This window comes from Halarchaeum sp. P4, assembly GCF_051195175.1.
Taxonomy (GTDB): domain Archaea; phylum Halobacteriota; class Halobacteria; order Halobacteriales; family Halobacteriaceae; genus Halarchaeum.
Genome location: NZ_JBNTKC010000001.1, coordinates 336,967 through 360,415, shown reverse-complemented (window position 1 = coordinate 360,415; position 23,449 = coordinate 336,967). Strand labels below are relative to the sequence as shown.

General features: G+C 67.4%; 22 protein-coding genes, 2 tRNA genes and 1 pseudogene. 11 read left to right on the top strand and 14 right to left on the bottom strand.

Features of this window, described 5'->3' with window-relative positions; translation table 11 throughout:
* Positions 1–59: 59 nt before the first annotated feature.
* The 3 genes from ACQUS8_RS01940 to ACQUS8_RS01930 form a co-directional block, all read right to left on the bottom strand.
* The gene (locus ACQUS8_RS01940; RefSeq protein WP_435096120.1) at positions 60–1,181 is read right to left on the bottom strand and encodes a BMP family lipoprotein; all 1,122 of its coding nucleotides are present in this window, start codon (positions 1,179–1,181) and stop codon (positions 60–62) included.
* Positions 1,182–1,373: 192 nt separating this feature from the next.
* Complete coding sequence (locus ACQUS8_RS01935) at positions 1,374–2,726, bottom strand: phosphomannomutase (RefSeq protein ID WP_435096117.1); 1,353 nt, start codon at positions 2,724–2,726, stop codon at positions 1,374–1,376.
* 36 nt (positions 2,727–2,762) lie between these two features.
* Positions 2,763–3,233, bottom strand: coding sequence for a DUF5793 family protein (locus tag ACQUS8_RS01930; protein ID WP_435099242.1), 471 nt, complete (start codon positions 3,231–3,233; stop codon positions 2,763–2,765).
* A gap of 165 nt (positions 3,234–3,398) precedes the next feature.
* Here ACQUS8_RS01930 and ACQUS8_RS01925 point away from each other — a divergent pair, with 165 nt between their 5' ends.
* The 4 genes from ACQUS8_RS01925 to ACQUS8_RS01910 all read left to right on the top strand — a co-directional run bounded on the left by ACQUS8_RS01925 (position 3,399) and on the right by ACQUS8_RS01910 (position 7,931).
* Complete coding sequence (locus ACQUS8_RS01925; protein WP_435096114.1) at positions 3,399–5,027, top strand: type II/IV secretion system ATPase subunit; 1,629 nt, start codon at positions 3,399–3,401, stop codon at positions 5,025–5,027.
* Positions 5,028–5,030: 3 nt separating this feature from the next.
* A complete protein-coding gene (locus ACQUS8_RS01920; protein WP_435096111.1) occupies positions 5,031–7,115 on the top strand; it encodes a type II secretion system F family protein in 2,085 nt (694 codons plus the stop codon).
* 47 nt (positions 7,116–7,162) lie between these two features.
* On the top strand, positions 7,163–7,813 hold the full coding sequence (locus ACQUS8_RS01915) for a class I SAM-dependent methyltransferase (RefSeq protein ID WP_435096108.1): 651 nt from the start codon (positions 7,163–7,165) through the stop codon (positions 7,811–7,813).
* Between the two features lie 46 nt (positions 7,814–7,859).
* Positions 7,860–7,931: transfer RNA gene (locus tag ACQUS8_RS01910), tRNA-Gly, on the top strand.
* Between the two features lie 145 nt (positions 7,932–8,076).
* On the opposite strand, the gene ACQUS8_RS01905 is transcribed toward ACQUS8_RS01910, so the two are convergent.
* From ACQUS8_RS01905 to ACQUS8_RS01895, 3 genes are all read right to left on the bottom strand, one after another.
* Positions 8,077–9,357: an MFS transporter gene (locus tag ACQUS8_RS01905; protein ID WP_435096105.1), complete on the bottom strand. Its 1,281-nt coding sequence runs from the start codon at positions 9,355–9,357 to the stop codon at positions 8,077–8,079.
* Positions 9,358–9,444: 87 nt separating this feature from the next.
* Complete coding sequence (locus ACQUS8_RS01900) at positions 9,445–10,278, bottom strand: HD domain-containing protein (protein WP_435096102.1); 834 nt, start codon at positions 10,276–10,278, stop codon at positions 9,445–9,447.
* A 138-nt stretch (positions 10,279–10,416) separates the two neighbouring features.
* A complete protein-coding gene (locus ACQUS8_RS01895) occupies positions 10,417–10,896 on the bottom strand; it encodes a redoxin domain-containing protein (protein WP_435096099.1) in 480 nt (159 codons plus the stop codon).
* A 242-nt stretch (positions 10,897–11,138) separates the two neighbouring features.
* Between ACQUS8_RS01895 and tatA the strand changes: the two genes are divergently transcribed.
* From tatA to ACQUS8_RS01880, 3 genes are all read left to right on the top strand, one after another.
* Positions 11,139–11,408 carry a twin-arginine translocase TatA/TatE family subunit gene (gene tatA, locus ACQUS8_RS01890; RefSeq protein WP_435096096.1) on the top strand — a complete coding sequence of 90 codons (270 nt, stop codon included), beginning with the start codon at positions 11,139–11,141 and terminating at the stop codon, positions 11,406–11,408.
* A gap of 54 nt (positions 11,409–11,462) precedes the next feature.
* Positions 11,463–11,535, top strand: a tRNA-Arg gene (locus ACQUS8_RS01885).
* A gap of 136 nt (positions 11,536–11,671) precedes the next feature.
* On the top strand, positions 11,672–13,090 hold the full coding sequence (locus tag ACQUS8_RS01880; RefSeq protein ID WP_435096093.1) for a DUF7289 family protein: 1,419 nt from the start codon (positions 11,672–11,674) through the stop codon (positions 13,088–13,090).
* On the opposite strand, the gene ACQUS8_RS01875 is transcribed toward ACQUS8_RS01880, so the two are convergent.
* From ACQUS8_RS01875 to ACQUS8_RS01850, 6 genes and pseudogenes are all read right to left on the bottom strand, one after another.
* Positions 13,087–13,848: a DUF7289 family protein gene (locus tag ACQUS8_RS01875; protein ID WP_435096090.1), complete on the bottom strand. Its 762-nt coding sequence runs from the start codon at positions 13,846–13,848 to the stop codon at positions 13,087–13,089. The two genes, ACQUS8_RS01880 and ACQUS8_RS01875, sit on opposite strands and share 4 nt — an antisense overlap.
* Positions 13,841–14,308: a DUF7266 family protein gene (locus ACQUS8_RS01870; RefSeq protein WP_435096087.1), complete on the bottom strand. Its 468-nt coding sequence runs from the start codon at positions 14,306–14,308 to the stop codon at positions 13,841–13,843. The genes ACQUS8_RS01875 and ACQUS8_RS01870 overlap by 8 nt, the downstream gene beginning before the upstream one ends.
* On the bottom strand, positions 14,296–14,922 hold the full coding sequence (locus ACQUS8_RS01865) for a DUF7288 family protein (RefSeq protein WP_435096084.1): 627 nt from the start codon (positions 14,920–14,922) through the stop codon (positions 14,296–14,298). The genes ACQUS8_RS01870 and ACQUS8_RS01865 overlap by 13 nt, the downstream gene beginning before the upstream one ends.
* Positions 14,916–15,320 (bottom strand): DUF7287 family protein, encoded by a 405-nt coding sequence (locus ACQUS8_RS01860; RefSeq protein WP_435096081.1) that lies wholly within the window; start codon positions 15,318–15,320, stop codon positions 14,916–14,918. The genes ACQUS8_RS01865 and ACQUS8_RS01860 overlap by 7 nt, the downstream gene beginning before the upstream one ends.
* A gap of 4 nt (positions 15,321–15,324) precedes the next feature.
* Positions 15,325–17,367 carry a type II secretion system F family protein gene (locus ACQUS8_RS01855; RefSeq protein ID WP_435096078.1) on the bottom strand — a complete coding sequence of 681 codons (2,043 nt, stop codon included), beginning with the start codon at positions 17,365–17,367 and terminating at the stop codon, positions 15,325–15,327.
* A gap of 5 nt (positions 17,368–17,372) precedes the next feature.
* A pseudogene (locus tag ACQUS8_RS01850) lies at positions 17,373–20,027 on the bottom strand (type II/IV secretion system ATPase subunit); the annotation flags it as partial.
* A gap of 148 nt (positions 20,028–20,175) precedes the next feature.
* Between ACQUS8_RS01850 and ACQUS8_RS01845 the strand changes: the two are divergent.
* Together ACQUS8_RS01845 and ACQUS8_RS01840 are read left to right on the top strand one after the other, a co-directional pair.
* Positions 20,176–20,577, top strand: coding sequence for a CBS domain-containing protein (locus tag ACQUS8_RS01845; RefSeq protein WP_435096075.1), 402 nt, complete (start codon positions 20,176–20,178; stop codon positions 20,575–20,577).
* Positions 20,578–20,630: 53 nt separating this feature from the next.
* A complete protein-coding gene (locus ACQUS8_RS01840; RefSeq protein ID WP_435096072.1) occupies positions 20,631–20,885 on the top strand; it encodes a DUF5816 domain-containing protein in 255 nt (84 codons plus the stop codon).
* A gap of 22 nt (positions 20,886–20,907) precedes the next feature.
* Here ACQUS8_RS01840 and ACQUS8_RS01835 read toward each other — a convergent pair whose 3' ends face one another.
* The gene (locus ACQUS8_RS01835) at positions 20,908–22,206 is read right to left on the bottom strand and encodes an MFS transporter (protein ID WP_435096069.1); all 1,299 of its coding nucleotides are present in this window, start codon (positions 22,204–22,206) and stop codon (positions 20,908–20,910) included.
* Positions 22,207–22,319: 113 nt separating this feature from the next.
* On the opposite strand from ACQUS8_RS01835, the gene ACQUS8_RS01830 reads away from it, so the two are divergent.
* Both ACQUS8_RS01830 and ACQUS8_RS01825 read left to right on the top strand, forming a co-directional pair.
* Positions 22,320–22,718, top strand: a complete 399-nt coding sequence (locus ACQUS8_RS01830) for an OsmC family protein (protein WP_435096066.1) — start codon at positions 22,320–22,322, stop codon at positions 22,716–22,718.
* A gap of 62 nt (positions 22,719–22,780) precedes the next feature.
* Entirely contained in the window at positions 22,781–23,218 is a 438-nt protein-coding gene (locus ACQUS8_RS01825; protein ID WP_435096063.1) for a DUF5799 family protein, read from the top strand.
* On the opposite strand, the gene ACQUS8_RS01820 is transcribed toward ACQUS8_RS01825, so the two are convergent.
* Entirely contained in the window at positions 23,219–23,368 is a 150-nt protein-coding gene (locus ACQUS8_RS01820) for a DUF7557 family protein (RefSeq protein ID WP_435096060.1), read from the bottom strand.
* Between the last annotated feature and the right edge of the window lie 81 nt (positions 23,369–23,449).

The window sequence follows — 23,449 nt, the reverse complement described above, 5'->3', positions numbered from 1 at the left end:
GGTGTGCGTGCAGAATGTAACTGTAGGTGTGGTGCGCCGCCGTCGCCGGCGCTGCGTCGTCAGTTGCTACTCGGGTCGCTCGGGACCGAAATCTCGCCGTCGATGATGGCCTGGCGGGCGTCCGCGACGGCCGTCTTGACGTCCTCGGGAATCGCGGAGCCGAGTTGGTCGCCGTAGACGCAGGAGACGCCGCCGTCCTTGAGGCCGAGCGTCGTCGAGGTGCCACCGTTGAAGTTGCCGTTGACGACGTTCTTCACGCACTCATAGACTGCGGTGTCGACGCGCTTGACCATGCTCGCGAGGATGACGTCCGCGTAGCTCGGCTTCGTGAGCGACTGATCGCGGTCGACGCCGACGGCGAAGCGGCCCTTCTGTTGGGCGGCCTGGAAGACGCCGGTGCCGGTGTTCCCGGCGGCGTGGTAGACGACGTCCGCGCCGGAGTTGTACATCGCGAGCGCCGCCTCCTTCCCACCGGAGGGATCGTTGAAGCTCCCGACGTAGGAGGTCTGGACGTCGACGTTGTCGTTCGCGTGCTTCACGCCGGCCTTGTAGCCGGCCTCGAACTTCCCGATGAGTTCGCCCTCGACGCCGCCGATGAAGCCGACGTTCGTCGAATCGGACTGCGTTGACCCCGCGCCCGCGCTGAAGCTCTGCGTGGTGAGCATCCCGGCGAGGACGCCGACGAGGAAGGAGCCCTCGTGCTCCTGGAAGACGTAGCTCGCGACGTTGTCGCCTTCGACCGTCGAGTCGACGATTTGGAACTGCTGGTCGGGGTACTGGGAGGCCGTCTCGGAGAGCGCGTCCGCCTGCAGGTAGCCGATGCAGGAGACGAGGTCGTAGTTCGGGTCGGTCGACCCTGCGAACTGCTGCTGGTAGTTGCTGAACTGCGCGACCTCGTCGGGCTCGGCGGACTGGTAGGAGATGCCGAGTTCCTGAACGGCCTTCTCGATGCCCTGCTTCGCCTGGTCGTTGAACGACCCGTCGCCGGTGCCGCCCGTACCGTAGACGAGGCCGACGTGTGCCGACGCCTCGCTCCCGCCGCCGGTCGTCGTCTTGGAACTGGTCGTCTCCGAGCCACCATCCCCGGAGGGGCCGCCCGAACAGCCCGCGAGACCGGTGAGGCCGGCGACGCCGAGCCCACCAGTTACCTTGACGAATTCACGACGGTCGAAGCTTGACATTGTTGAAGCTAACTTCGAGGGAGAAGGGATAAAAGCATCGAAGGGTCGAACGCGTGTCCACATCTCACAAAAACGCCCTGTATTTTCTAGGGGTTCGTGGGTTGCTGAACGTTCGTCGAGCGCCCACGAGCGCGTCAGACGCACGTCGTACGGGCGTCGTCGACGACGGGCCCGCAGGCCGAACGGGTCCCGTCAGGGGCGCTCGCCCTCGACGGCGTCGCGCACCACGTCAGTCACGTCCGCGACGAGGGCGTCCACGTCGTCGCTCTCCGCGTAGACCCGGACGTAGGGCTCGGTGCCGGAGGGCCGCACGAGCGTCCACGACCCGTCCGGGAACGCGAGCCGAACGCCGTACTCCGTCTCCACGTCCGCGTCCGCGAACGCCGTCGGCAGGTCCTCGGCGAGCGCGTCCATCACGGCCGCCTTCAGGTCGTCCGGGCACTCCACGGACACCTTCCGGTAGGGTCGCTCCGTGACCGGCGCGCGGAGGGCGTCGAGGCCGCCCGCGTCGGCGACGAGCCGGGAGAGCACCGCGGCGGACGCCACGCCGTCGATCCACCCGCCGAAGCGCGTGTGGATGTGTTTCCAGGGTTCTGCGGCGAAGACGACGTCGCCGCCCTCGCTTCGTGCCGCCTTGATGCCCTCGTGGAGCGCGCCGAGGCGGACGCGCTCGACTCGGCCGCCCGCCTCGGTCACGCGCTCGTCCACCCGCGCGGAGGCGTTGGGCGTCGTCACTACCACGGGGTTGGCGACATCGCTCGTGCGCGTGTAGTGCTCCGCAAGAACCGCGACGACGGTATCCTCGTGGACGACATCGCCGTCCGAGTCGACGACGACGATGCGGTCCGCGTCGCCGTCATGCGCGAGTCCGATATCGGCGTCGCCCTCCGCGACGAACGAGCGGAGGTCCCGAATCGTCTCCGGCGTCGGCTTGCTCGGCCGGCCCGGGAAATGCCCATCGACGTTGGCGTTCAGCGTGACGACGTGCGCGCCGAGGTCCCGGAGCACCTGCGGGGTGGCGACGCTCGCCATCCCGTTCCCGCAGTCGACGGCGACGGTCAGCCCGTCGAGGCTCGCGCCGTGTCCGCGGGCGTAGTCGGCGACCGCGTCGCGATAGTCCGCGAGAATCTCGTCGCGCTCGCGCTCGCCCCACTCGTTCCAGCGCGCGGGCTCGGTGCCGGCGGCGACGGCGTCCTCGACGGCGGCCTCCTGGGCGTCGCCGTACTCGACGCCGTCGTCGAACAGTTTGATGCCGTTGTCCTCGGGCGGGTTGTGCGAGGCGGTGAGCATCACGCCGTGACGACCCCGGGAGGCCCACGCGAGCGCGGGCGTCGGCACCTGCCCGACGACGGTGACGTCCGCGCCCGCGGACGTGAGCCCGGCCGACACCGCGGCGGCGAGGGCGTCGCCAGTCACGCGACCGTCGCGCCCGACGACGAACGCGTCGGCGTTCCGGCCGGCCGCCCGCGCCACCTCGAGGGCGAGGTCAGGCGTCACCCGACTCTGTGCGCTCCCGCGGATGCCCGCGGTTCCGAAGAGGTCCATACCCGAACTCCGCCCGCCCGAATCAAAGAGCCTCCGCTACAGTTCGACGCCGCCCGGGATGAGGCTGCGCCCCCGCAGGAGGTCGCCGTCGGCGCTGTAGACGAGGAACGTCTCCTTCTCGTAGGTGAGGACGCGCTCGCCGTCCACGTCGATGTTGACGCGATAGCCGCCGTTGCGGTCGTCGTCGTCCTCTCGCTCGCCGTGGGCGCGCGCGGCGTCCACGAACGCGAGGACGTCCGCGGCGTCCTCGTCGAGTTCGAGGAGGAGCGAGCCCGTGATGCGGTCGGTGACGGATACTACGCCGGTCGTGTCGGGGTCCTCCGGGTCGCCCCGGAGACGGAGCGTGACGTCCGTCTCCTCGGCGTCCAGATACTCCCCGTCCGGCCCGACGAGTCGCTCGTCGAGGTCGGTCCGCGACCCGTCGAAGTCGATGGTGACGGTCGGCGGCCGCGACTCAGTGTCTCCTCGGTTCTCGTCGACGTCGAGCGTGAAGTCCTCGCGCCGCATCTGGGTACGAGTCACGCTAAGCAGTCGCACGACTTGAACGTAACGCCGACGATAGGTCGCGCGGCCACGCTGTCGGACGCCCGCGCGGGCGCGACGGCGCCGAGCATCCAACCGTGCGGACAGGTTTTAAGCTATGCCGGAGTGTTGAGCCAGTAGACACTCTCGATGTCCAGTGAATTTCCAGATACGCTCTCGGGACGATACGAGCGCCTACGCTGGCGTCTCGCGCGGGCGGCCGAGATGCTCCGGGGCTCTACGATATCCGAGACGGAATACCGGCCCGCCGAACACGGCCCGCTCGTTTCCTTTTCCGGGCTCGAGGGCTACGAGGAAGTCGACCGATACTGGGTGAACGCCCCCTACGCGTTCGTCTGGATCGGTCACGACCCCGCGGAGAACGAATACCGCTACCACGTCGTCGAGCCTGAACTCGACGAGGTCGAGCAGGAACTCCTCGAGAACCTCTTCAGCGACGTCCGGGACACGCTCGTCTACGAGGCCGAGTACGACCCGCAGGACGCCGAGTCCGTCCTCCGGGAGCGCGCGCGACTCCTCCTCGAGGAGTACGGCGCCGACGTCGACGCGAACACCTTCAACCGCCTCTTCTACTACCTCTACCGGGCGTTCGAGGGATTCGAGAAGATCGACCCCTTGATGCACGACAGCCACATCGAGGACATCTCCTGCGACGGCTACGAGATCCCGCTGTTCGTCTACCACGACGACTACACGGACATCGAGACGAACCTCTCCTACGAACAGGAGGAGCTCGACAGTTTCGTCGTCCGGCTCGCTCAGCAGTCGGGTCGGCACATCAGCATCGGCGACCCCGTCACGGAGACGACGCTCCCGGACGGCTCGCGTGCCGAACTCGCGCTCGGCGAGGAGGTCACGCCGCGCGGGTCGGCGTTCACCATCCGTCAGTACTCCGAGGAGCCGTTCACGCCCGCGACGCTCGTCGACCTCGGGACGTTCGACCTCGACCAGATGGCCTACCTCTGGCTCGCCATCGAGTCGAACAAGAGCCTGCTCTTCGCCGGCGGGACCGCGTCCGGGAAGACGACGAGCATGAACGCCGTCTCGATGTTCGTCCCGCCGCGCTCGAAAGTCCTGACCATCGAGGACACCCGTGAGCTCACCCTCTACCACGACAACTGGCTCTCCTCGGTGACGCGCGAGAGCCTCGGGGACAGCTCGGACATCACGATGTACGACCTGCTGCGCTCCGCGCTCCGTCACCGCCCCGAGTACATCATCGTCGGCGAGGTGCGCGGCGAGGAGGCGATGACGCTCTTCCAGGCGATGAACACCGGGCACACGACGTACTCGACGATGCACGCCGACAGCGTCCAGACCGCCATCAACCGCCTCGAGAACGAACCCATCAACGTCCCGCGGGCGATGATTCAGAGTCTCGACATCCTCTGCGTGCAGACGCTCACCTACGTCGACGACGAGCGCGTCCGGCGCAACCGCGTCATCGCCGAAATCGAGGGTATCGACCAGCGCACCGGCGACCTCGACTACTCGACGGCGTTCGAGTGGCGGCCGACCGAGGACCGTTTCGTCGAGCAGGACAGCGCCGTCCTCGACGAGATTCGCGAGGACCGCGGGTGGAGTCGCTCCGAACTCCTGCGCGAACTCCGGAACCGGAAGCGCGTCCTCCAGTACCTCGTCGAGCGCGGCATCACGGACTACCGACAGTTCACCGCGCTCATCAACGAGTACTACGCCAACCCCGAGCACGTCGTCGAGCGCGTCACCGAGCAACTGGACACCGACGTCGCGAGGTAAGCCGTGCTCGAGTACCTCCCGCTCGTCGCCGCCGGACTGCTCGTCGTCGTCATCGCGTGCGTCCCGCTGAGCGAGGGCCTCAGCCGCGTCGTCACGTGGACGGCCGTCTCGATATTCGGCGACTACGCCCGCTCGCGCGCGGCCGGGAACCGGAGGCAGGCGCGCCGCCTCCGCGCCGCGCACATCCCACAGCCCTACGTCATGTACGCCTCGCGGACGTTCCTCTACACGGCCGCCGCTGCCGTCATCGGGGGCGTCCTCGGCCTCTATCTCGTCGTCGCCCTCCTCGCCCTCCTCGAGATGGGGGTACTCCCGGTCTCCGGGTCGATTTCCGACGTCGGGCCACTCACGCTCCTCGGCGCCGTCCTCGCGGGGAGCGTGACGCTCGGCGTCGTCACCGCGTTCGTCACCTATCAGTTCCGCTGGATGCTCCCGCAGTACCGGGCGGACGAGCGCGCGCGCCACATCGACACGACGCTCGAACGCAACATCGCGTTCATGTTCGCGCTCTCGCGCTCCGGGATGTCGTTCACGGAGATTCTGCGTATCCTCGCGAAGAACCACCACGTCTACGGCGAGGCGGCGAAGGAAGTCGGGGTCACCGTTCGGGACGTCGACCTCTTCGGCGCGGACCTCATCAGCGCGCTCCGGCGCACTGCCAACCGCACCCCGAGCGACGACTTCCAGGAATTCATCGAGAACCTCACGAGCGTCCTCCAGTCCGGACAGAGCGTCAGTCGCTTCCTCCGGGACGAGTACGAGTACTACAAGGAGGAGTCCGAGAGCGAGCAGGAGCGGTTCCTCGAACTGCTCTCGACGCTCGCGGAGGCGTACGTCACCGTCTTCGTCGCCGGACCGCTCTTCCTCATCACCATCCTCGTCGTCATCGGCCTCGTCCTCGGCGGGACGCTCACCTTCCTCCGGGTGTTCACCTACCTCGTCATCCCGCTCGCAACCGTCGGCCTCGTCGTCTACCTCGACAGCATCACGAGCGACACCGACTTCGACCGCGCGCGTGCCATCGAGACCGGCGCCGGCTACGAGCGCGTCATCGAGTCCCACGTCCCCGGGGAGGACGGCCTCGCCGCCGACGGCGGGACGGCAGGTGACGTCTCGCTCGCGAACCGCGCGCGCCTGCGCGCCTACAAGCGCATCCAACCCGTCCGCTACGCGCTCACCCACCCCGCCGAGACCATCCTCGAACGGCCGGTCTGGCTCCTCGCCATCACCAGCCCGATCGCCGTCCTCTACGTCCTCGTGCGCTGGCTGCGGGACCTGCTCGCCATGGGCGTCACGCCCGCCGAACTCGTCCAGCCCGCGACGCTGGAGTCCCTCCTGTCGACGCTCGACGACCCCGTCGTGCAGGCCCTGCTCTTCGTCGTCGGGACGTTCGCACTCGTCTGGGAGGTCCGCAAGCGCCGTGTCGACGCCATCGAGCGCGCCGTCCCCGACTTCCTCGACCGCCTCGCCAGCACCAACGAGGCGGGGATGCCCATCGTCGCCAGCCTCAAGCGCGTCGTTCGCAGCGACCTCGGCGGCCTGAACACCGAACTCGACCGGACGTGGGCGGACGTCCAGTGGGGCGCGCCCGTCGAGGCCGCCCTCCAGCGCTTCGAGCGGCGCATCCGCACCCCGACCGTCACCCGCATCGTGACGCTGACGACGAACGCGATGAGCGCCACGAGCGACCTCGGGCCCGTCCTCCGCATCGCCGCCGACGAGGCGAAGTCGACCCAGCGGCTGAAGCGCGAACGCCGCAACGAACTCGTCACCTACCTCGTCGTCATCTACCTCGCGTTCTTCGTCTTCCTCGCCATCATCGTCGCCCTCGACACCATCTTCGTGCCCGCGATTCCGACCGCCGAGCAGTTCGGCGACGTCGGCGCCACCACCGTCGGGGGCATCGGCCAGATTACGGAGGCGCAGAAACAGGCCTACAGCCTCCTCTTCTTCCACACCGCGCTCGTCCAGTCCGTCTGCTCCGGGTTCGTCGCCGGGCAGATGGCCGAGGACGACCCGCGCTCCGGCGCGAAACACGCCTTCATCATGCTCACCATCGCGTACGGCATCTTCCTCTTCTTCGGCTGACGGCCCGAATCCCGCGCTTCAAGGGCCGGGCCACCCTCCCGTGACGTATGCCCGACGCCCCCGAGACCCCGACTGGTGACCCTCGCCCCGACCGGGTCTACGACCGCATCGCCGAACACTTCTCGCAGACCCGCGAGCACCCGTGGCCCGACGTCGCCGAGTTCATCGAGGAGCGACGCGGCGAGCGCGCCCTCGACCTCGGGTGTGGGAACGGCCGCCACGCGGAACTCCTCGACGAGCGCGCCGACACCGTCGTCGGCGTCGACGCCAGTGAGGGCCTCCTCGCCGAAGCGCGGGCGCGCGCCACCGAGCGAGGGTATGACGTCCACCTCGTCCGTGGTGACGCCGGCCGCCTCCCCCTCCGCGCGGACAGCATCGACCTCGCCGTCTACATCGCCACCCTCCACCACCTCCCCACGGAGACTGCGCGGCGGGCCAGCCTCACCGACCTCGCGCGCGTCCTCCGCGCCGGCGGCGAGGCACTCATCAGCGTCTGGAGCACCACCCACGACCGCTTCGACGCCGAGGAGGGCTTCGACACCACGGTGGACTGGACGCTTCCGGGTGGCGCCGTCGAACCCCGCTACTACCACATCTACGACCCTGAAGAGTTCCGCGCGGACCTCGAGGCGTCCGCGCTCGACGTCCTCGACGTCTACGAGTCGACGGGCAACTCCTACGCCGTCGTCACGTCCTGAAGGGAAACCGTCTTTACCGACCACCGAAAAACGATGGATGCAGCCAGCACCGATGGTCTAGTGGCTAGGACCTGAGCCTTCCAAGCTCATGGCCCGGGTTCAAATCCCGGTCGGTGCACTTTCTGCCGAACCGCGTGAGGCGAAATGCACGGATTTGAGCCCTGCGAGTCGCAGCGCGCGAACAGCGTGAGCGCGTCCGTCTCGCTTCGGTTCAAATCCCGGTCGGTGCATCTTCTGCCGAAGAACAGCACGACGAGTAGTGCTCAGTCCGCGCCGACGGGCTGCCCGCCGGTGATGTGGTGGCCGAAGCGGTACATGAGCATGAAGGCGCAGCTGGCGACGACGATGAACGCGGCGGCGGTCCAGAAGGCGATGGCCATCCCGTAGAAGTCCTTGATGGAGCCGACGAGGACGGGACCGACGACTTGGCCGACTTTCCACGAGATGGAGCGCAGGCTCATCGAGGAGGCGACGGAGTCGAAGCGCTCGCCCTCCTCGACGAAGAGCGCCATGCTGGCGGGGAGGCGGATGCTGTCGGCGACGCCGATGACGGCGTACGCGAGGAACATGGTGAGGAAGGCGCCGTCGACGTCGAAGCCGGCGACGGCGAACGCGGGGAGGAGTCCCTGTGCGGGACCGGCGAGCGGGATGCAGGCGGTGCCGACGGCGTAGGTGAGCGCACCGACGAGGACGAAGTACTGTTCGTTCCCGAGTCTGTCCGTGAGGTCGCCCATCCAGCCCTGGAGGGCGGCCTTGACGAGTTTGCCGCCGGCGAGGAGGATGCCGATGGCGAACGCGGAGACGCCGAACTCGGTGCGCGCGTAGATGGGGAGGAAGAGGATGACCGCCATCTTCCCGACGCTGAACGCGAAGCGGAAGGTGACGAGCGAGTTCACCATCGGGCGCTTGAGGAGGCTGACGAACGTCTCGAGGCTCCCGGACTCCTCGGGGTCCTTCCGTCCGCCGGGGTTGTCCCGGAGGAAGACGTAGACGAGGACGAACGCCGCGAGCGTGATGGCCGAGAGGACGACGAACGTCACCGAGGTGTCGAAGGTGTGGAGGAGCGCGCCACCGACGAGGTCGCCGGCGAAACTGGAGAACGCGCCGACCTGGTTGTAGGAGCCGAGCCAGCGCCCGCGCTCGGCGTCGGGGCTGATTTCGCCGACGACGCTCGAGCCGGTGATCCAGAGCATGCTCGCGCCGACGCCCTGGAGGATGCGGACGAGGACGACGTCGACGGCGTTCGAGACGAAGATGAAGCCGACGAACGTCGCGACGTTCAACAGGAGGCCGACGAGCAGGAAGTGTTTCGCGTTCCGGGTGTCGACGAGGCGGCCGAGCGGGAGGACGATGAGGAGTTGGACGGCGGCGAACGCGGTGCCGAAGAGGCCCTCCATGAATCCCGTGGTGCCGAAGGCGTCCGCGTAGAGCGCGATCGCGATGAGGATCGTTGAGTAGGCTTGCGCGCGGGCGAACGCGGTACCCGAGAGCGCGATGAACTCGCGATCGGCGAAAATGGCGAGGCGACTGTCGGTCGCGGACACGATGTGAACCGGGAGTACCGTGGCGGCCGTAATAAGGGAACTGGCACGCGACGGCCTTGGCGGATGCCTGCGTGGGACGCGGTGTGCCTACAGCTCGATGCGCTCGACGAGTTCTTCCTCGCCCCCGACGTTCATCGCGACGATGCGAATGTCGTCCTCGAGCGTGGACTCCTCGAGTTTCTCCTTCAGGAGGCCATCGACTTGGTAGACGCCGGCGGCGTTCCGCATCCGGATTTCGACGAGGACGGGGACGTTCTCGCCCCCTTCGTCGCCCTCGCGGAGGGTGACGGACTCGATGGCCTGACTGGAGATGGTGTTGATGCCGCGGCCGCCGCGCTCGTAGGGGATGCGCGAGCGCCCGCGCTCCATGTCGAGGCCGTCGGCGACGCGGATGACGCCGGCTTCGCGGGTGAGCGGCTGTTCTTCGGTGTGGTGACAGAGGATGGCGTGGAGGACTTCGGCCTTCACGCGGACGGCGTCCGCAGTGTCGTAGAACTCGGGGAGGATTCGGTCGAGGATGTCGGCGGCGAGCGGGATCGACCAGTAGGCGTGGTCGTCGCGGTGGACGATGTGCCCGATGTCGTGGAGCGTCGCCGCGAGCGCGATGATGACGGACTCGTCCGCCTCCTCGAGGCCCTGGTCGGCCGCGCCGTTGAACTCGACGCCGCCGCGCTTCAGCAGGTCGTAGAGCCGGAGCGCGCGGTTGCGGACGATTTCGATGTGCTTCGCGCCGTGGTCGTTGTACCCCTTGCGGGTGACGGGGTTGACGTTCTGCGCCTCGAGGAGCGCGACGACCTCGGGGTCGTTCTCGACGACCGCGAGGACATCGTTCAGCCTCTCGTCCGGGAACGCGTGCTCGTCGCCCGGGTCGTACTCCTGGATGCCTCGCTCGCTCTCTGCGGGCGCGTCGGTATCGCTCATACCGTGAGGTGTGACGCGGCGTGCTAAAAAGGAACGGGGCCTCCATGGGGGCGTACGTGGTTCGCCCCGGGGGAAGGGGTTATTCGCGGGTCGCGTGCGCGTCCCGGTCGATATCGTCGCGATTCGGAAGGGGTCGCGTTACTCGGCGGCTTCCGCGGCGGCCTCCTCGACCTCGTCGTAGTCCGGCTCGACGCCGGGGTCGTCGGTGACCCACTTGTAGGTGATTTCGCCGTCGGCGTCGATGACGAAGACGGAGCGCTTCGCGGCGGTGTAGCCGAAGCCGGCGAAGTCATCGTCGACGACGTCGAAGGCCTCGATGGCCTCGCCGTCGGCGTCGCTCACGAGGCCGAAGGAGAGGTCGTTCTGGTCGCGGAACTCGTTGTTCGCGAACGGCGTGTCGACGCTGACGCCGTAGACCGTCGCGCCGACGTCCTCGAACGCGCCAATATTGTCGCGGAACGTACACATCTCGTCCGTGCAGACGCCCGTGAACGCGCCGGGGTAGAAGGCCAGCACGACGGGTTCCTCTCCGAGTTCCTCGGAGAGCGTGAAGCTGTCTACGTCGCCGTCGGCGAGCGGTGCGGTAAAGTCGGGTGCGTCGTCTCCAACGTCAACCATGTGCGCTCGTTTGGAGGCATCGCCTATGATGGTTGCGTTCCCAGTAGAACCGACAACGGTGCGTGGTTAGTGGTACCGTGGCCCCCGATTTGTGGGCGATGCGGTCGGCGTCGTGTACGCTAGACCCGGGTCGGTGATCCGACGTCGGAGACGTCGTTTTCGACTGCGTCGGCGTTTCTCCGGCCCAAATACCTCATGGAGCAAAAAACCTATAACTGGCAGTTGGCTACGGAAGGATAGAGATGCTCACCAGTACCCCACTGTTCCTGGGCGGCATGCCGGGCGGGATGGAGTTGGCGCTCATCCTCCTCATCGCGGTACTGCTCTTCGGCGCGAACAAGATTCCGAAGCTCGCGCGCTCGACGGGGCAGGCGATGGGCGAGTTCAAGCGCGGCCGCGAGGAGATCGAAGAGGAACTCCAGAACGTCCGCGAAGGCGGCTCCGCCGAGTCCGAGACGGAGAGCGACACCGTTACCGAGACCGAGTCGGCCGGCACGAAGAACACGAACTAGTTCGTCCGCGAAGAGTAACCGTTTTTCACTCCTACCCCCGTAGCCACCGCCACGGGGCACGTGGCCAAGCGGATACGGCGAGCGGTTCCTAACCGCTAGACCGCGGGTTCAAATCCCGCCGTGCCCGTTCTCACGCTCGTCTCCTGCTCGCACAAAACGGGCGACGACCTCAGTAACGGCGGCGAGGGACGGCTGTTCTCGGCGGCGACTCACGGGCCGTCCTCGCCAGTAAGTTCATCCCGCATCGGGCGCTCCGTCTAGCCATGAGTGATGGGTCTCGCGCGCAGTCCGAAGTGGTGGGGTTGGCGCTCCTGCTCGGATTGACGCTCATCGTGACCGGCGTCGTCGTGATGGTCGCGAGCGGGACGCTGGGCGAGACCCAACAGCGGGCGGCGACGTCGAACGCCGAGGACGTGATGACGCTCTTCGACTCGAAGGCGGCACTCGTGGCGCTCGGCCGGACGGACGGCCAGACGGTGACTCTCGGCCAGCCTGGCGAGGGCCGCTACACAGTCGACAATTCGTCGGGGTGGATTCGCCTCAGACACGTGAACCACTCGGGGAACGGGAACACGGCGGTACTCGTGAACGAGACACTAGGAACGATGACGTACCGGAACGGGCAGACCCGCATCGCCTATCAGGGCGGTGGCGTCTGGCGGACGGACGGGAGCGGGCGACCGGTGTTGCTCTCGCCGCCGGAGTTCCACTACCAGACCCAGACGCTGACGCTGCCTGTAATCTCGCTCGAGACGGTGCCGGGGGAGACAACAGGGACGCGACAGGCGACGATACGGCCGCTCGCCGTCGACCAAGCCCGCTACCCGAACCGCTCTGCGACATACCCGGGCGGGTCGCATCGCTACCTGAACCCGATTTCGAACGGGACGGTCGTCTTGGACGTCAACAGCCGCTACGCGGAGGGGTGGGGGCAGTACTTCCGCGCGCAGACGGACGGGAACGTGACGGTCTACCCGAACGGCACCGTGAGTCTCGCGCTCGCGACGCCGGGCGAGCAGGGGCGACTCTCGATGGCGAGCGGACGCATCGGCCTCCGCGGCGTCGCCGAGGGACACGCCGTCTCCGACATGAACGTGAGCGTCTCCTCGGGGAAGAAGGAGCGGTTCGCGAGCCTCAAGTGGTCGATCTACGCCCAGTCGGGGAGCAAGGAGTTCGAGGTTGCGGTGCCGACGCAGGGCAGCGGACAGGTGAAGTGCGACGACGACGGCACGCCGTCGCGTTCGACGCTCCCGGCGTGGATCTACTACTCGAACGGCCGGAGCTACCAGTCGTGGTCGGGCAATTTCTCGGTGCGCTGTGTCGCCGGCGCGCCGGTGTTGGAGATGAACGCGACGGCGCTTCGGACCTTCACCTACGAGTCGGACCCGAACCTGAACTACTTCTCGCCGTCGGGTTCGTTCGACGAGAACGCGACCTTCGACCAGCACCCCGTCGACGGCCCGACGACGTTCTCGGAGGGCGAGACGAACACGTCGCGTTTCCTCACCCAGCACTACATGGCACTCGTCACTGACGGGGGGACGGCCACCATCCGGGCGTACGACCAGACAGGCTCGGTCAGCCTGAGCGACTCCTCGGCGTACGTGCGCTACGAGACCGGCGGGAACGTCGTCACGTACATCCACGCGACGCGGAACAGCATCGCGGTCCGCCTCGACTAGTTGAGGCGGACGTGGACGTTCGTGCGGGAGACGGCGACGGTCTGGACGCTGGTGACGTCGCAGGCGACGGCGGTGTAGGTGCCGTTGACCGGTGACTCGCTACAGGAACTGCCGCGCGCCGTGAAGTAACGGTTCCACGGGCCGGGACGCGTCGTCGTCACCGTAACGGTGACGGTGTCGTTCGTCGGGCGGAACGCCGTCACCGTGCGGTCGCTCGCGGTGGGGACGTCGAGGCGGACGAGCGCGCGCGTCTGCCCGCCGATCGTCTTCGGCGCCGGGAAGTAGGTGTCGACGATGGGGACGAGCGCACGCTGTCCGAGGTGGAGGTTCGGCGGGTCGAGCATGGACGCCCCGCCGCGCTGTGAGCGGATGACTGCGCCGTTGACGTAGACGATTTTCGTGTCGCCGGCGCTGTAGACGACGGGCGTGATTTCGCGCGACACCGAGGCGTTCGGGCCGGCGGTGACGTTCACGGTGACGGGTTCGCCCGGGCCGATTTGGGCGTTCGAGAGCTTGATTTCGGTCGCACGCGCGGGTGCGCCCCGGTGAAGGATGTCCTCGGCGTTCGAGTCGAGGACGCCGAAGGCGGTCTCGGCGTTCGAGAGCCGCTCGGCGTCGCGGGCGTCCTGCAGGCCGGTGAGACCCGTGGTGTAGACGATGCCGACGGTGGCGATGATGAGCGAGAAGATGAGGACGAAGCCGACGACGTCGCTCACACCCCGTCCGCTCGGAACGCTGACCGTCCGTCGGTCAGCCATCCTGCACCTCCATCGTGCCGCCGTCGACGACGATGCGGAGCGACCCACCTGAGCGCGTCGTGTTCGTCACGGCGGTGTCGAGGTGGACGGTCCGCTCGACGGTGACGTCCGCCTGCGGCGCGACGAGACGGACGTACACCTCCCCGCCGGGCGAACCGACGTCGCCGACGTGGACGGTGTAGTGTCGTCCGACGGCGCGCGGCGGGAGCGTGGCGTGGACAGCGACGTAGCGGCCGTCGCCGACGGTGGCGAGGCGGTCGGCGGTCGAGAGGTCGCTGACGAAGCGGTCGCCGACGACCTGGAGTTCGGTGCGGACGGCGCGCTCGCGCTGGTCGGCGACGTAGCCGGACGCCGCGATGAGCAGTCCCGTGACGAGCAACAGCGCGATGCCGATGTTCAGGACGTAGCCGACGACGGTGGAGACGCCGCGGCCGTCGCCACAGACGCCTACATCCGCCATACCACCACCTCCACGTCGACGACGTTGTACACCGTCGAGTTCGGCGCGGCGTCCGGCGCGAAGTACGCCGACTCGCCGAGCGTCCGGGGCGTCCGCCCGGACGCGACGACCGGGTGGTCGTTGTCGTAGAGCGTCACCGAGCGCCGCACGATGACGGCGTTCTCCGTCGGTTCGCCGTTGTAGACGAGGCGGCGCGTCCGGCGCTCCTCGCCGGCCGCGTCGAGATAGACGAGACGGACGTTGTACGCGATGCCGGTCCCGTAGAACGTCTGGTTCAACCGGTCGAGGAGGGCGACCTGCTCGGTCGGCCCGCTCCCGACGTAGAAGCCGCGTTCGCCCGACCCGGGGAAGCGCGCCCTGGTCGCGTTCCAGTAGAGCGCGCTCCCGCGGAGCGTCTCCTGACTGGCCGTGGCGAGGACGCCGTGGGCGGCGGCGCGCTCCTGCGTCTCGATGTGCTGGTTCGCTGTCGAGGCGGTCAGCGGCGTCACCGCGGTCATCTGGAGGGCGAGGACGACGCTCGTGACGACGATGAGCGCCGCCGTCACCCCCTCGAGCGTGTGCGCCTGCCCCCGGTCGCTGCCGTCACCCTGCCCGCGCTCGCGCGGCGTCACCATACTTTCACCCGGAGTTCGGCGTGCCGTCCCTGATAGGTGACGACGCGCCATGCGACCGACGTCGAGGCGCCCTCGGGCGGCGTCGGGCCGCGACTCGCCACCACCCCGTCGGCGTTCGTCACCGTGACGTTCGCGTCCATGAACCGCGGGACGTCGAGGGTGACGTCCGCGCCGTCGAGGTTCAGCGGGGCGCGCAGCGTGTACGGTTGCCCCTGCACGGCGAGGTCCTGCTGCACGAGGTCGTCGGCGACGTGGTTCGCGACGACGGGCGCGGACTCCTGCCCGCTCGCGAACGGGCTGACGAGGCCAGGGACGAACGCGAAGACGAACGCGACGGTGAGGAGGAAGACGCTCGCGCCGATGGCGAAGTCGATGGTGGTCTGGGCGCGTTGGCTCATGGTGTCAGATGAAGATGAAGACGACGAGCGCCACCGTCGGGAGGACGACGGCGAACTTCACGCCGCTCAGGAGGTCGGCGTCGCGGATGTACCCGGCGATGAATCCCGAGAGGACGCCCTGAATCGTGACGGCGTGGAAGAACATCATGTTGAGGAGCTGGATGTTCACGTTCCCGCCGAAGCTCATGCTCCCACCGCCGGCCTGCGAGGCCGCGCCACCGCCGCCGCTGGCCTGGGTGGCGAGGCCCGCCATCACGTCGAGGAACTTCACCTTCAGGATGGCCATGACGGCGAGCAGGGTGAGGTAGGTCATCATGATGATGACGATCTGCATCCGGGTGCGGGACTTGCGCTCGCGCTCGATGTCGTCCTGGTTCTCCGAGGCCTGTGCGGCCGTCGTCAGGACCGCCGAAATCTGGCTGGACGCCTCCTGAGCCTTGCTGACGAGCTTGACGGTGCGTGCGAGCCGCGGGATGTGGTACTTGTTGTTGAACTCGACGAGCGCGTCGCGCAGACTCGTCCCGTAGTTCACCTTCGCGTGGACGATTTTGAACTCCTCGCCGAGTTTCCCGGGTGAGGTCTCCGAGACGGTCTTGATGGACTCGAGGAGGGTGAGGCCGGTGTCGTTCGCCGAGGAGAGTTTCCGCAGGTCGTCGGAGAGCTTGTTCGTGATGCGGTGACGCGAGCGGAGGTTCCACTCGCGGAACGCCGCGAGCGGCAGGAAGATGATGTACATCGGGACGTACACCCAGACGACGGTACCCGCGATGGGGCTCTCCTGCATCCCCGAGAGCGACGTCGGCGCCGACCCCGCGAGCACGGCGAGTACGAGCAGGACGACAGCGACGGGCACCGTGATGCCGAGCGTGTAGAGCGGGTGGCGCTTGAAGAACAGGTGAGGGTGGGTGAACACCCACTTCGCCTCGTAGGTCCCCTCACGGTCGTAGATGCGCGAGAAGAGCGCACCGTTCTCCTTGAAGCGCTCGATGAGGCCGAGGTCGAAGAGACCAGGTTCGCGGCTCGTCGTCTCGTCCCCGTTCTCGCCCTCTTGGAGGCGGAGGTAGCCGTCACCGGGTTCGTCCTGCTTCACCGTCGAGACGAGGACGAGGAAACCGACGCCGACGATGGGGATGAGGAGGTAGACGGTGCCGTAGAGGAGAATCTGCTGGGCCTCCCCGAGCATGCTCATGATGACGAGGATGATGATGAGCAACAGCGGGAACAGCGAGAGCGTCATGAACATCTCGCCGAACAGCTCGAGGGTGTCGAGGGTGAGCTCCTGTTGCTGTTTCGCCGTCCGCATGTGCTTGTCCTTCTTGTCGGAGAGGAAACTCGTCATGTCGCCACCGGAGTTGACGATGGAGAGCATGTCGGTGAGGAACTGGCTGAGTTCGTCTGACGGCGTTTCAACCGAGCGGTTGCGGACGGCGCTCCGGTAGTCGGTGTCGAAGTATTTGGTCTCCTGGACGATGCTGCGGAACTCGAGGGCGACTTCGCCGTAGGTGTCGTCGGCTTTCGCCATCGCCTCCAGAATCTCGAGTTGGTTCATCCCACCCATCGAGAGGGCGTACATGAACGCGACGGCGTCCGGGAGGAGCATGTTTATCTCGCGTTTGCGCTCGCCGGCGGTCATGTAGGGCATCCCGACGACGCCGCCGAAGCCGGTGGCGAACCCGATGGAGCCGAAGAAAATCCCGGTTACCAGGACGAGCGCCGGCACCTTGATGGCGTTCAGCACCGCGACGAGCGTCTCGTTGCTGACGTAGAGGCCGATGAGCGACTCCGTCTGGATGATGCCGGTTGCGAACAGTGCCCATCCGACGAGCGTCCCGAGCAGCCAGAGGACGAGGCCGACGATGACGCCGATGCCGAGCGCTCGCGAGAGGAACAACTCGACGGTTTCGTCGCGGCGCGCCTCCGCGAGTTTCGTCTCGACGTCCGCGACGAAGTCGCTCGAGTCGCCGAAGAGCCACTGGAACAGCGGGTAGAACGTCTGTGCGAGGAGGTCGGCGCCGCTCGTGTAGCCCGACTCGCTCCCGAGGCTCATCGCTCGCCCTCGGTACCCCCGCCTCCGTCGTCCTCGCTCGGTTCGTCCGGGGTCTCCTCAGCGTCGGTCACGAACTCGGCGGGTTCGCCGGCGTCCTCGGCGACCTCGTCGGCGGTTTCGGTCTCCGCCCCCTCGGCCGCCGCCTCGGTCTCGGTTTGGGACTCCCCGCTCTCGGAGGTTTTGCCGGCCGCCTCGCTCTCGGTCTCCCCGGCAGCCTCGCTCTCCTCCGTCTCCGTGTCAGTCCCCTCGGCGGCTTCGCTTTCGGCCTGCTCACTCTCGGCCTGGGCCGCCTCCGTCTCGGCCTCGACTTCCTCTATCGTGGGCGTCTCGCCGGACTCGTCGACGACGACGTCGCCGGACGTGGCCTCCTGTGCGGCCTGCGTCAGCGCGAAACTGATGTCGGGGGCTTCCGCGCCGCGGTACTCCTCGAACAGTTTCTCCTCGGCTTCCTCGAGGAGCTCGCCGGCCTCCTCGTAGACGTCTTCACTCGGGTCCGGTCGGGGGACCATCGCCTCCTTCTCGGGGTCGACGTCGATGAGGACGGACTCCATCCCCCGGAGGTCCGCGAGGCTCTCCTCGAGGGCGTCGTTCGCCATCAGCGTCAGAATCGTGTCCGGGTCGGCGATGTACGCCTGCAGCGTCGCGGCGACCTGGGTGTACTCGTTGAGGCCGTTGCGGATGAGGTAGGCGAGGACGACGCGGCGCTCGAAGAGCTCGCGCTGGAGCTCCTGACGCGTCCACCCGCGGTCGAACTGTATCTCATCGAGGGTGTTCGACTCGGTGAGCTGGCGGAACTCGTCGCCCTCCGGCTCCCACTGGAAGACGTCGCTGACGTTGATTTCGTCGTTCTCGGCGTCGTAACGGTTGATTTCGGTAATGCTCCGGTTCCGGCGGACCTTCTTGCCCTGCACGCGCGTCGAGGACTGGATGCTCACCAAATCGAGCGCGGTGAACAGCGTCTTCGAGACGTTGATGGGCGCCGTCGTGAAGCGCTTGAGGACCTCGCTGACGTTGTCCGCGTGGAACGTCGTGTACGTCGTGTGCCCCGTGGACATGACCTGGAAGAGCGTCCGGCCCTCCTCGCCGCGCACCTCGCCCATGACGATATAGTCGGGGCGCTGGCGGAGCGCGGCCTCCAGCAGGTCGAACTCGTCGATGTCGCCCTTCTCGTCTTCGCCGAAGCTCGGGCGCGTGACGGACGCCACCCAGTTGCGCTGGGGGAGTTCGACCTCGCGGGTGTCCTCGATGGAGACAATTTTCGCGTTCGACGGGATGAACAGCGAGACGGCGTTCAGCGAGGTGGTCTTCCCGGACGCGGTCCCGCCCGCGAAGATGAGGCTCTTGTTGTTCTCGATGCAGAGCCAGAGGTACGCCATCTCCTCCAGCGAGAACGTCTTCCAGTTGATGAGGTCGACGGGCGTGAACGGGACGTCCTTGAACTGCCGTATCGTGTAGTTCGTCCCGTGGTCGGACACCTCGCGGCCGAGCGTGAGCTGGGCGCGCGAGCCGTCCGGGAGCGTCGCGTCGACCTGCGGCTGGCGCTTCGAGATGCCTTTCCCGGAGCGCTGGGCGAGCTTGACGACGAAGTCGTCGAGGCTCTGCGTGCCGTGATAGACGTTCGTGATGAGCTGCTCGTAGTCGGAGTGGTAGGCGAACACCGGCGACTCGTAGCCGTCACACGAGATGTCCTCGACGTTCACGTCGTGTTTGATGCCGTCGATGCGCTCGTAGCCAATGAAGTCGCGCTTGAGGTAGTAGAGGAGTTTCTCCACCTGATACTGGGTGAGCGTCTCCGGGTCCTCCTCCAGGACGGCGGGCTCGGGGCGGGCGGACAGGCCGGCCAACTGCTCGGGTGGGCCGCTCTCGCCCTCGTTCTCGGCCTCCTCGTCCTCGCCGGTGAGCTGCTCGACGAGCTCCTTCAGTTGGTCGACGATGGTGGTCTCGCCGCGCACCGCGCCGGAGTAGATGTCGTAGCGCTCGAGGAGTTTGCGCGTCTCGCGCTCGATGACGTCGCGGCGTTCCGCCTCCGAGCCTTCGGCGGCGACGTCGTCGCTCGCGTACTTGATGGCGGTCCGGAGCTTCCCCGTCAGGAACTCCTGCAGGTCGTCTTCGAGCCGGTTCTGGTAGGGCTCGATGAGGTAGTACTTCTTCTCGTTCTCCTTGTCGGAGTGGAAGATGACGACGAACGCGTAGGGCTTGTTCACCCAGTAGCGTTCGATTTCGGCGAAGTGCGACTTCTTCTCCAAGGCGACGGCCTTCTCGAGGTCGTAGCGGTTCGCCATCGTGGCGTTCCCGTGGACGTCGGTGAAGAACTCGTCCTCGTCCTCGTGTGAGAGGTCGAGCGTCCGCTCCTCGACGAGGTCGTCGCTCTCCACGGCGGCGTCGCCGCCGCGCGAGAGGAAGCCGGGGAGGTCCTCGGGGTCGAAGCCGAGGTACTCCGAGGGGTCGAAGGGGATGACGTTCTCCTCCTCGTCCGTCGGCGGGTTCCCCTCCTCGTCGTAGTAGTACTCGTCCTTGAAGTCCTCCCACGTGTATTTGCCCTTCACGACTGCGGGGCCCGTCTCCTCGGGCTCGGCAGTCTCGGGCGCCGCGGAGGCCGCGCCGTCGACGCCCTCCGGGTCGGCCGCCTGTTCGGCGTCCCCGGCAGCGTCGTCGGCATGGTCCGTGGACATCGTGGATAGGTTCGCACACCAGTCTGAAAAACACTTGTGGCCGACTCGAATCCCGATACGGCGTGCGGGCGTCCGCGTTGTCGGTTCGTCGTGCCACTTCGTCAGTCCTTAACTTCTCGCGGCCTCAGGAACGGGTATGGAAGACGTTTTCATCGCACGAGTGATGTCCGCCGGCGTGACGACCGTCTCGCCGGGGACGTCCGTCGAGGAAGCCGCCCAGAAGATGCTCGCTGAGGACATCGGCTCCGTCGTCGTCATCGACGAGAACGACGAACTCGCCGGTATCCTCACGACGACGGACTTCGTGCGTATCGTCGCGGAGCGACAGCCGAAGGACGACTCGACCGTCGAGGAGTTCATGACGTCGGACGTCCACACGGTCGGCGCGCAGGACGTCGTGACGGACGTCGCGAAGCAGCTCATCGAGCACGGCGTCCACCACCTTCCGGTCGTCGACGAGGACAACCACGTCATCGGCATCGTGACGACGACGGACCTCACTTCCTACGTCTCGACGCTCGACGAACACGACGAATAACGCGCCGTCGCCCCCACCCTAGTCTTTTGTTATCGTGTACCATACATTGGTGCATGTCGACACCGGCACTCCGGCCAGTCACGACGGCGGACGGTGAATCGGCCTACGTAGACCCCGCTGACGCCACGCGCGGGTCGCGCGCACCGTTCGTTCCGCTCTATCGGGACCCGGAGCGCAGCGACCGCCACGGCTGGTTCTGCACGGGCTGTGGCGGCGCCGACGTCGCCATGGACACGATGGGGCGGCTCACCTGCGGACAGTGTGGCAACGAGCGCAAACCCACAAGCTGGGACGCCGCCTACCTCTGAGGGGTCCGAGTCGGCGACATCCTCAGGCGTAGGCCGCGAACTCCCGACCCCGGAGCGCGTAGTAGGCGACGCCACAGCTACCGATGGCGGACGCGAGCGTGAATGCGAGCACCGCGTCAATTGCGTATATCGCGCCGCCGATGGCCGCGCTCGGGATGCCGATGACGTTCCGCACGAGGTAGTACGACCCCGTGACGCGCCCGCCCGCATCGGCCTCCGCGGGGCCGACGATCATGGCCTTGTGTGCGGGGAGGCCGGCGAAGCGCAACCCCGAGAACGCGAAGAGGGTGACGAGCACCCACTGGTTTCGGGGCGCGTTGATGAGCATGACGGGGAAGAGCGCGTAGACGGCGAACCCAGCGGTGATGACGGGTTTGAGGCCGACGCGCTCGGCGAGTCGGGAGACGGGGAGCATCGAGACGAGCGCGACGAGCATCTCGACGGCGAGCAGCACGCCGAAGAACGCCGCCGGGGAGAGCGAGACGCCGACGGCCCGGAAGCCGACGTCAAAGTAGTCGGTGACGACGACGACGAAGAAGACGTAGGCCATCCCGTTCGCGAAGCGCACCAGGACGTCCGCGACGAGGAGCGGGCGGAGTTCGTCGGGGAGCGCGCGGAGGTCCGCGAGGACCTGCTTGAGGCCCTCGAAGGGCTTGCCGATGCTGTCGCCGCTCGCGTCGTAGGCGACGTGCTGGACGACCGTCCCGACGACGGCGACGACGACCCCGAGCGCGAGCACCCACCGGAATCCCGTCTCGAAGTCGGCGGCGAGCGCGAGGAGGCCGGCGGCGAGCAGCGGCCCGAGGAGGAAGCCGACCCGGCGGAAGGTCTCCGTGCTCGCGAACCCCGCCGCGAGTTCCCCGGGTGCGGTGCTCTGCTTCACGACGGCGAACGTCGCGCCGAGGCCGAACGACTTCCACGCCTGGGTGAGGAGGAGGCCGACGAAGAGCCACGTCCACACCGGAAGTTCGAGCGCGCCGAGCGAGACGGGGCCGATGTCCGGGGCGAGCAGCCAGAGGAGGAAGCCGAGCGCCGAGCAGAACCCGAACGCCGTGAGCGCGCGCCGCGAGCCGAGGCGGTCGGAGAGCGCGCCCCCCGGATAGGGGTAGACGGCACCGATGAGGTTGCCGAGGCTCCCGTAGAGGCCGATGACGCTCGCGCCCGCGCCGAGCACGCGGAGGTACTCGGGGACGTAGCGGCCCGTCATCTGGAAGGCGAGGCTGAACGCGAACATCGCCACGGAGAGCACGAGGACGTCGCGAGGGAGTGTGGCCACTTGGCGGAACGGTGCGAGCGGGTCGACGCCGTCGTCCTCGGCCATCGGGCGGAGCGTCACCGGCGACCGCAAAGAGTGTTTCTCCGGGGTCGAGGGCCCCACGAGGCCGCGAAACCGGGGCAACGTTTAGGCGGGCGGCACGAGTCCGACCGGACACCATGACGGACCTCGAAGTCACCAGCGTCTCGGAGGACGGCTACGTCACGAAGTCCCGCGTCGGCGACTTCCGGCTCACAGTCGACGCCACCGACGAGGCCGGCCCGAACCCGAACGGCGTCCTCCTCGCGGACTACGCCTCCTGCTACATCCCGGCATTCCGCGTCGCCGCCCGACAGCGCGGCCACGACGACGTCGGGCGCGTCGAAATCGACGTCGAGGGTGACCTCGACGAGGACGACGACCTCGAAGCCATCCGCTTCCACCTCCGCGTCGAGGCCGACCTCACCGACGAGGAACTCGAGGAGGTCGTCGCGCGCGGCACGGACATCTGCCACGTCCACTCCGCCCTGCGTGAGGGCCTCCACGCCGACATCTCGGCGGAGGGCGACGCGTTCTGAGGTGACTCGCCGCCCGCAAGCGTGGGGCAAGAGACAAACCATCCACGGCCCTACCGGATGGTATGGCAGACTGGAAGGACCGCGTCGTCGGCGAGCGGATGAGCGTCGACGACGAGTTCGGTGAGCAGGTTGAGGCATCTTCGTTTTCGCGGCAACAATGGGGGCTCATCATGACGGCGACGGAGCTCCGAATCGAGAACCCCGACGACCCCGAGGCGGCGCGCGTCGTCGCGGACACCGGGAAACTCCCGCAGGTGATGAGCGAGATAGACAACGTGGAGAAACAGATGGCGTCGATGGGTGCGGGCGGCGCGGGCAGCACGTCCTCCGGCGAGGGGTTCCTCGGCGGCATCAAGCGCGCACTCGGCTTCGGCAGTCGCGACGAACGCTACGAGGAGGCCGAGGAGCTCGTCGAGGAGTACGCGGAGCTCCTGCAGGAGCGCCTCGAGGAGAACGGACGGTGGGAAGAAGTCTGTCGCGTCGCCGCTGGCGACGAGTAGTTATTCGATGTCGCCGCTGTGGAAGATGGTGAGCTCCTCGGCCTCGTAGATGTCGATGAGTTCGTTCACGATTTCGTCGTAGGACTGGTCCTCCGTGCGGAGGTCGTCGAGGCGCTCGATGGTGGCCTCGTCGAAGTGTACTTTCGGCATACTTCTGGCGAGGTGTCCGAGGGTCATAAATCGCGGGGCCACACCGGGGCGCGACGCGCGCGAAGCATTGATGGCCGTGGG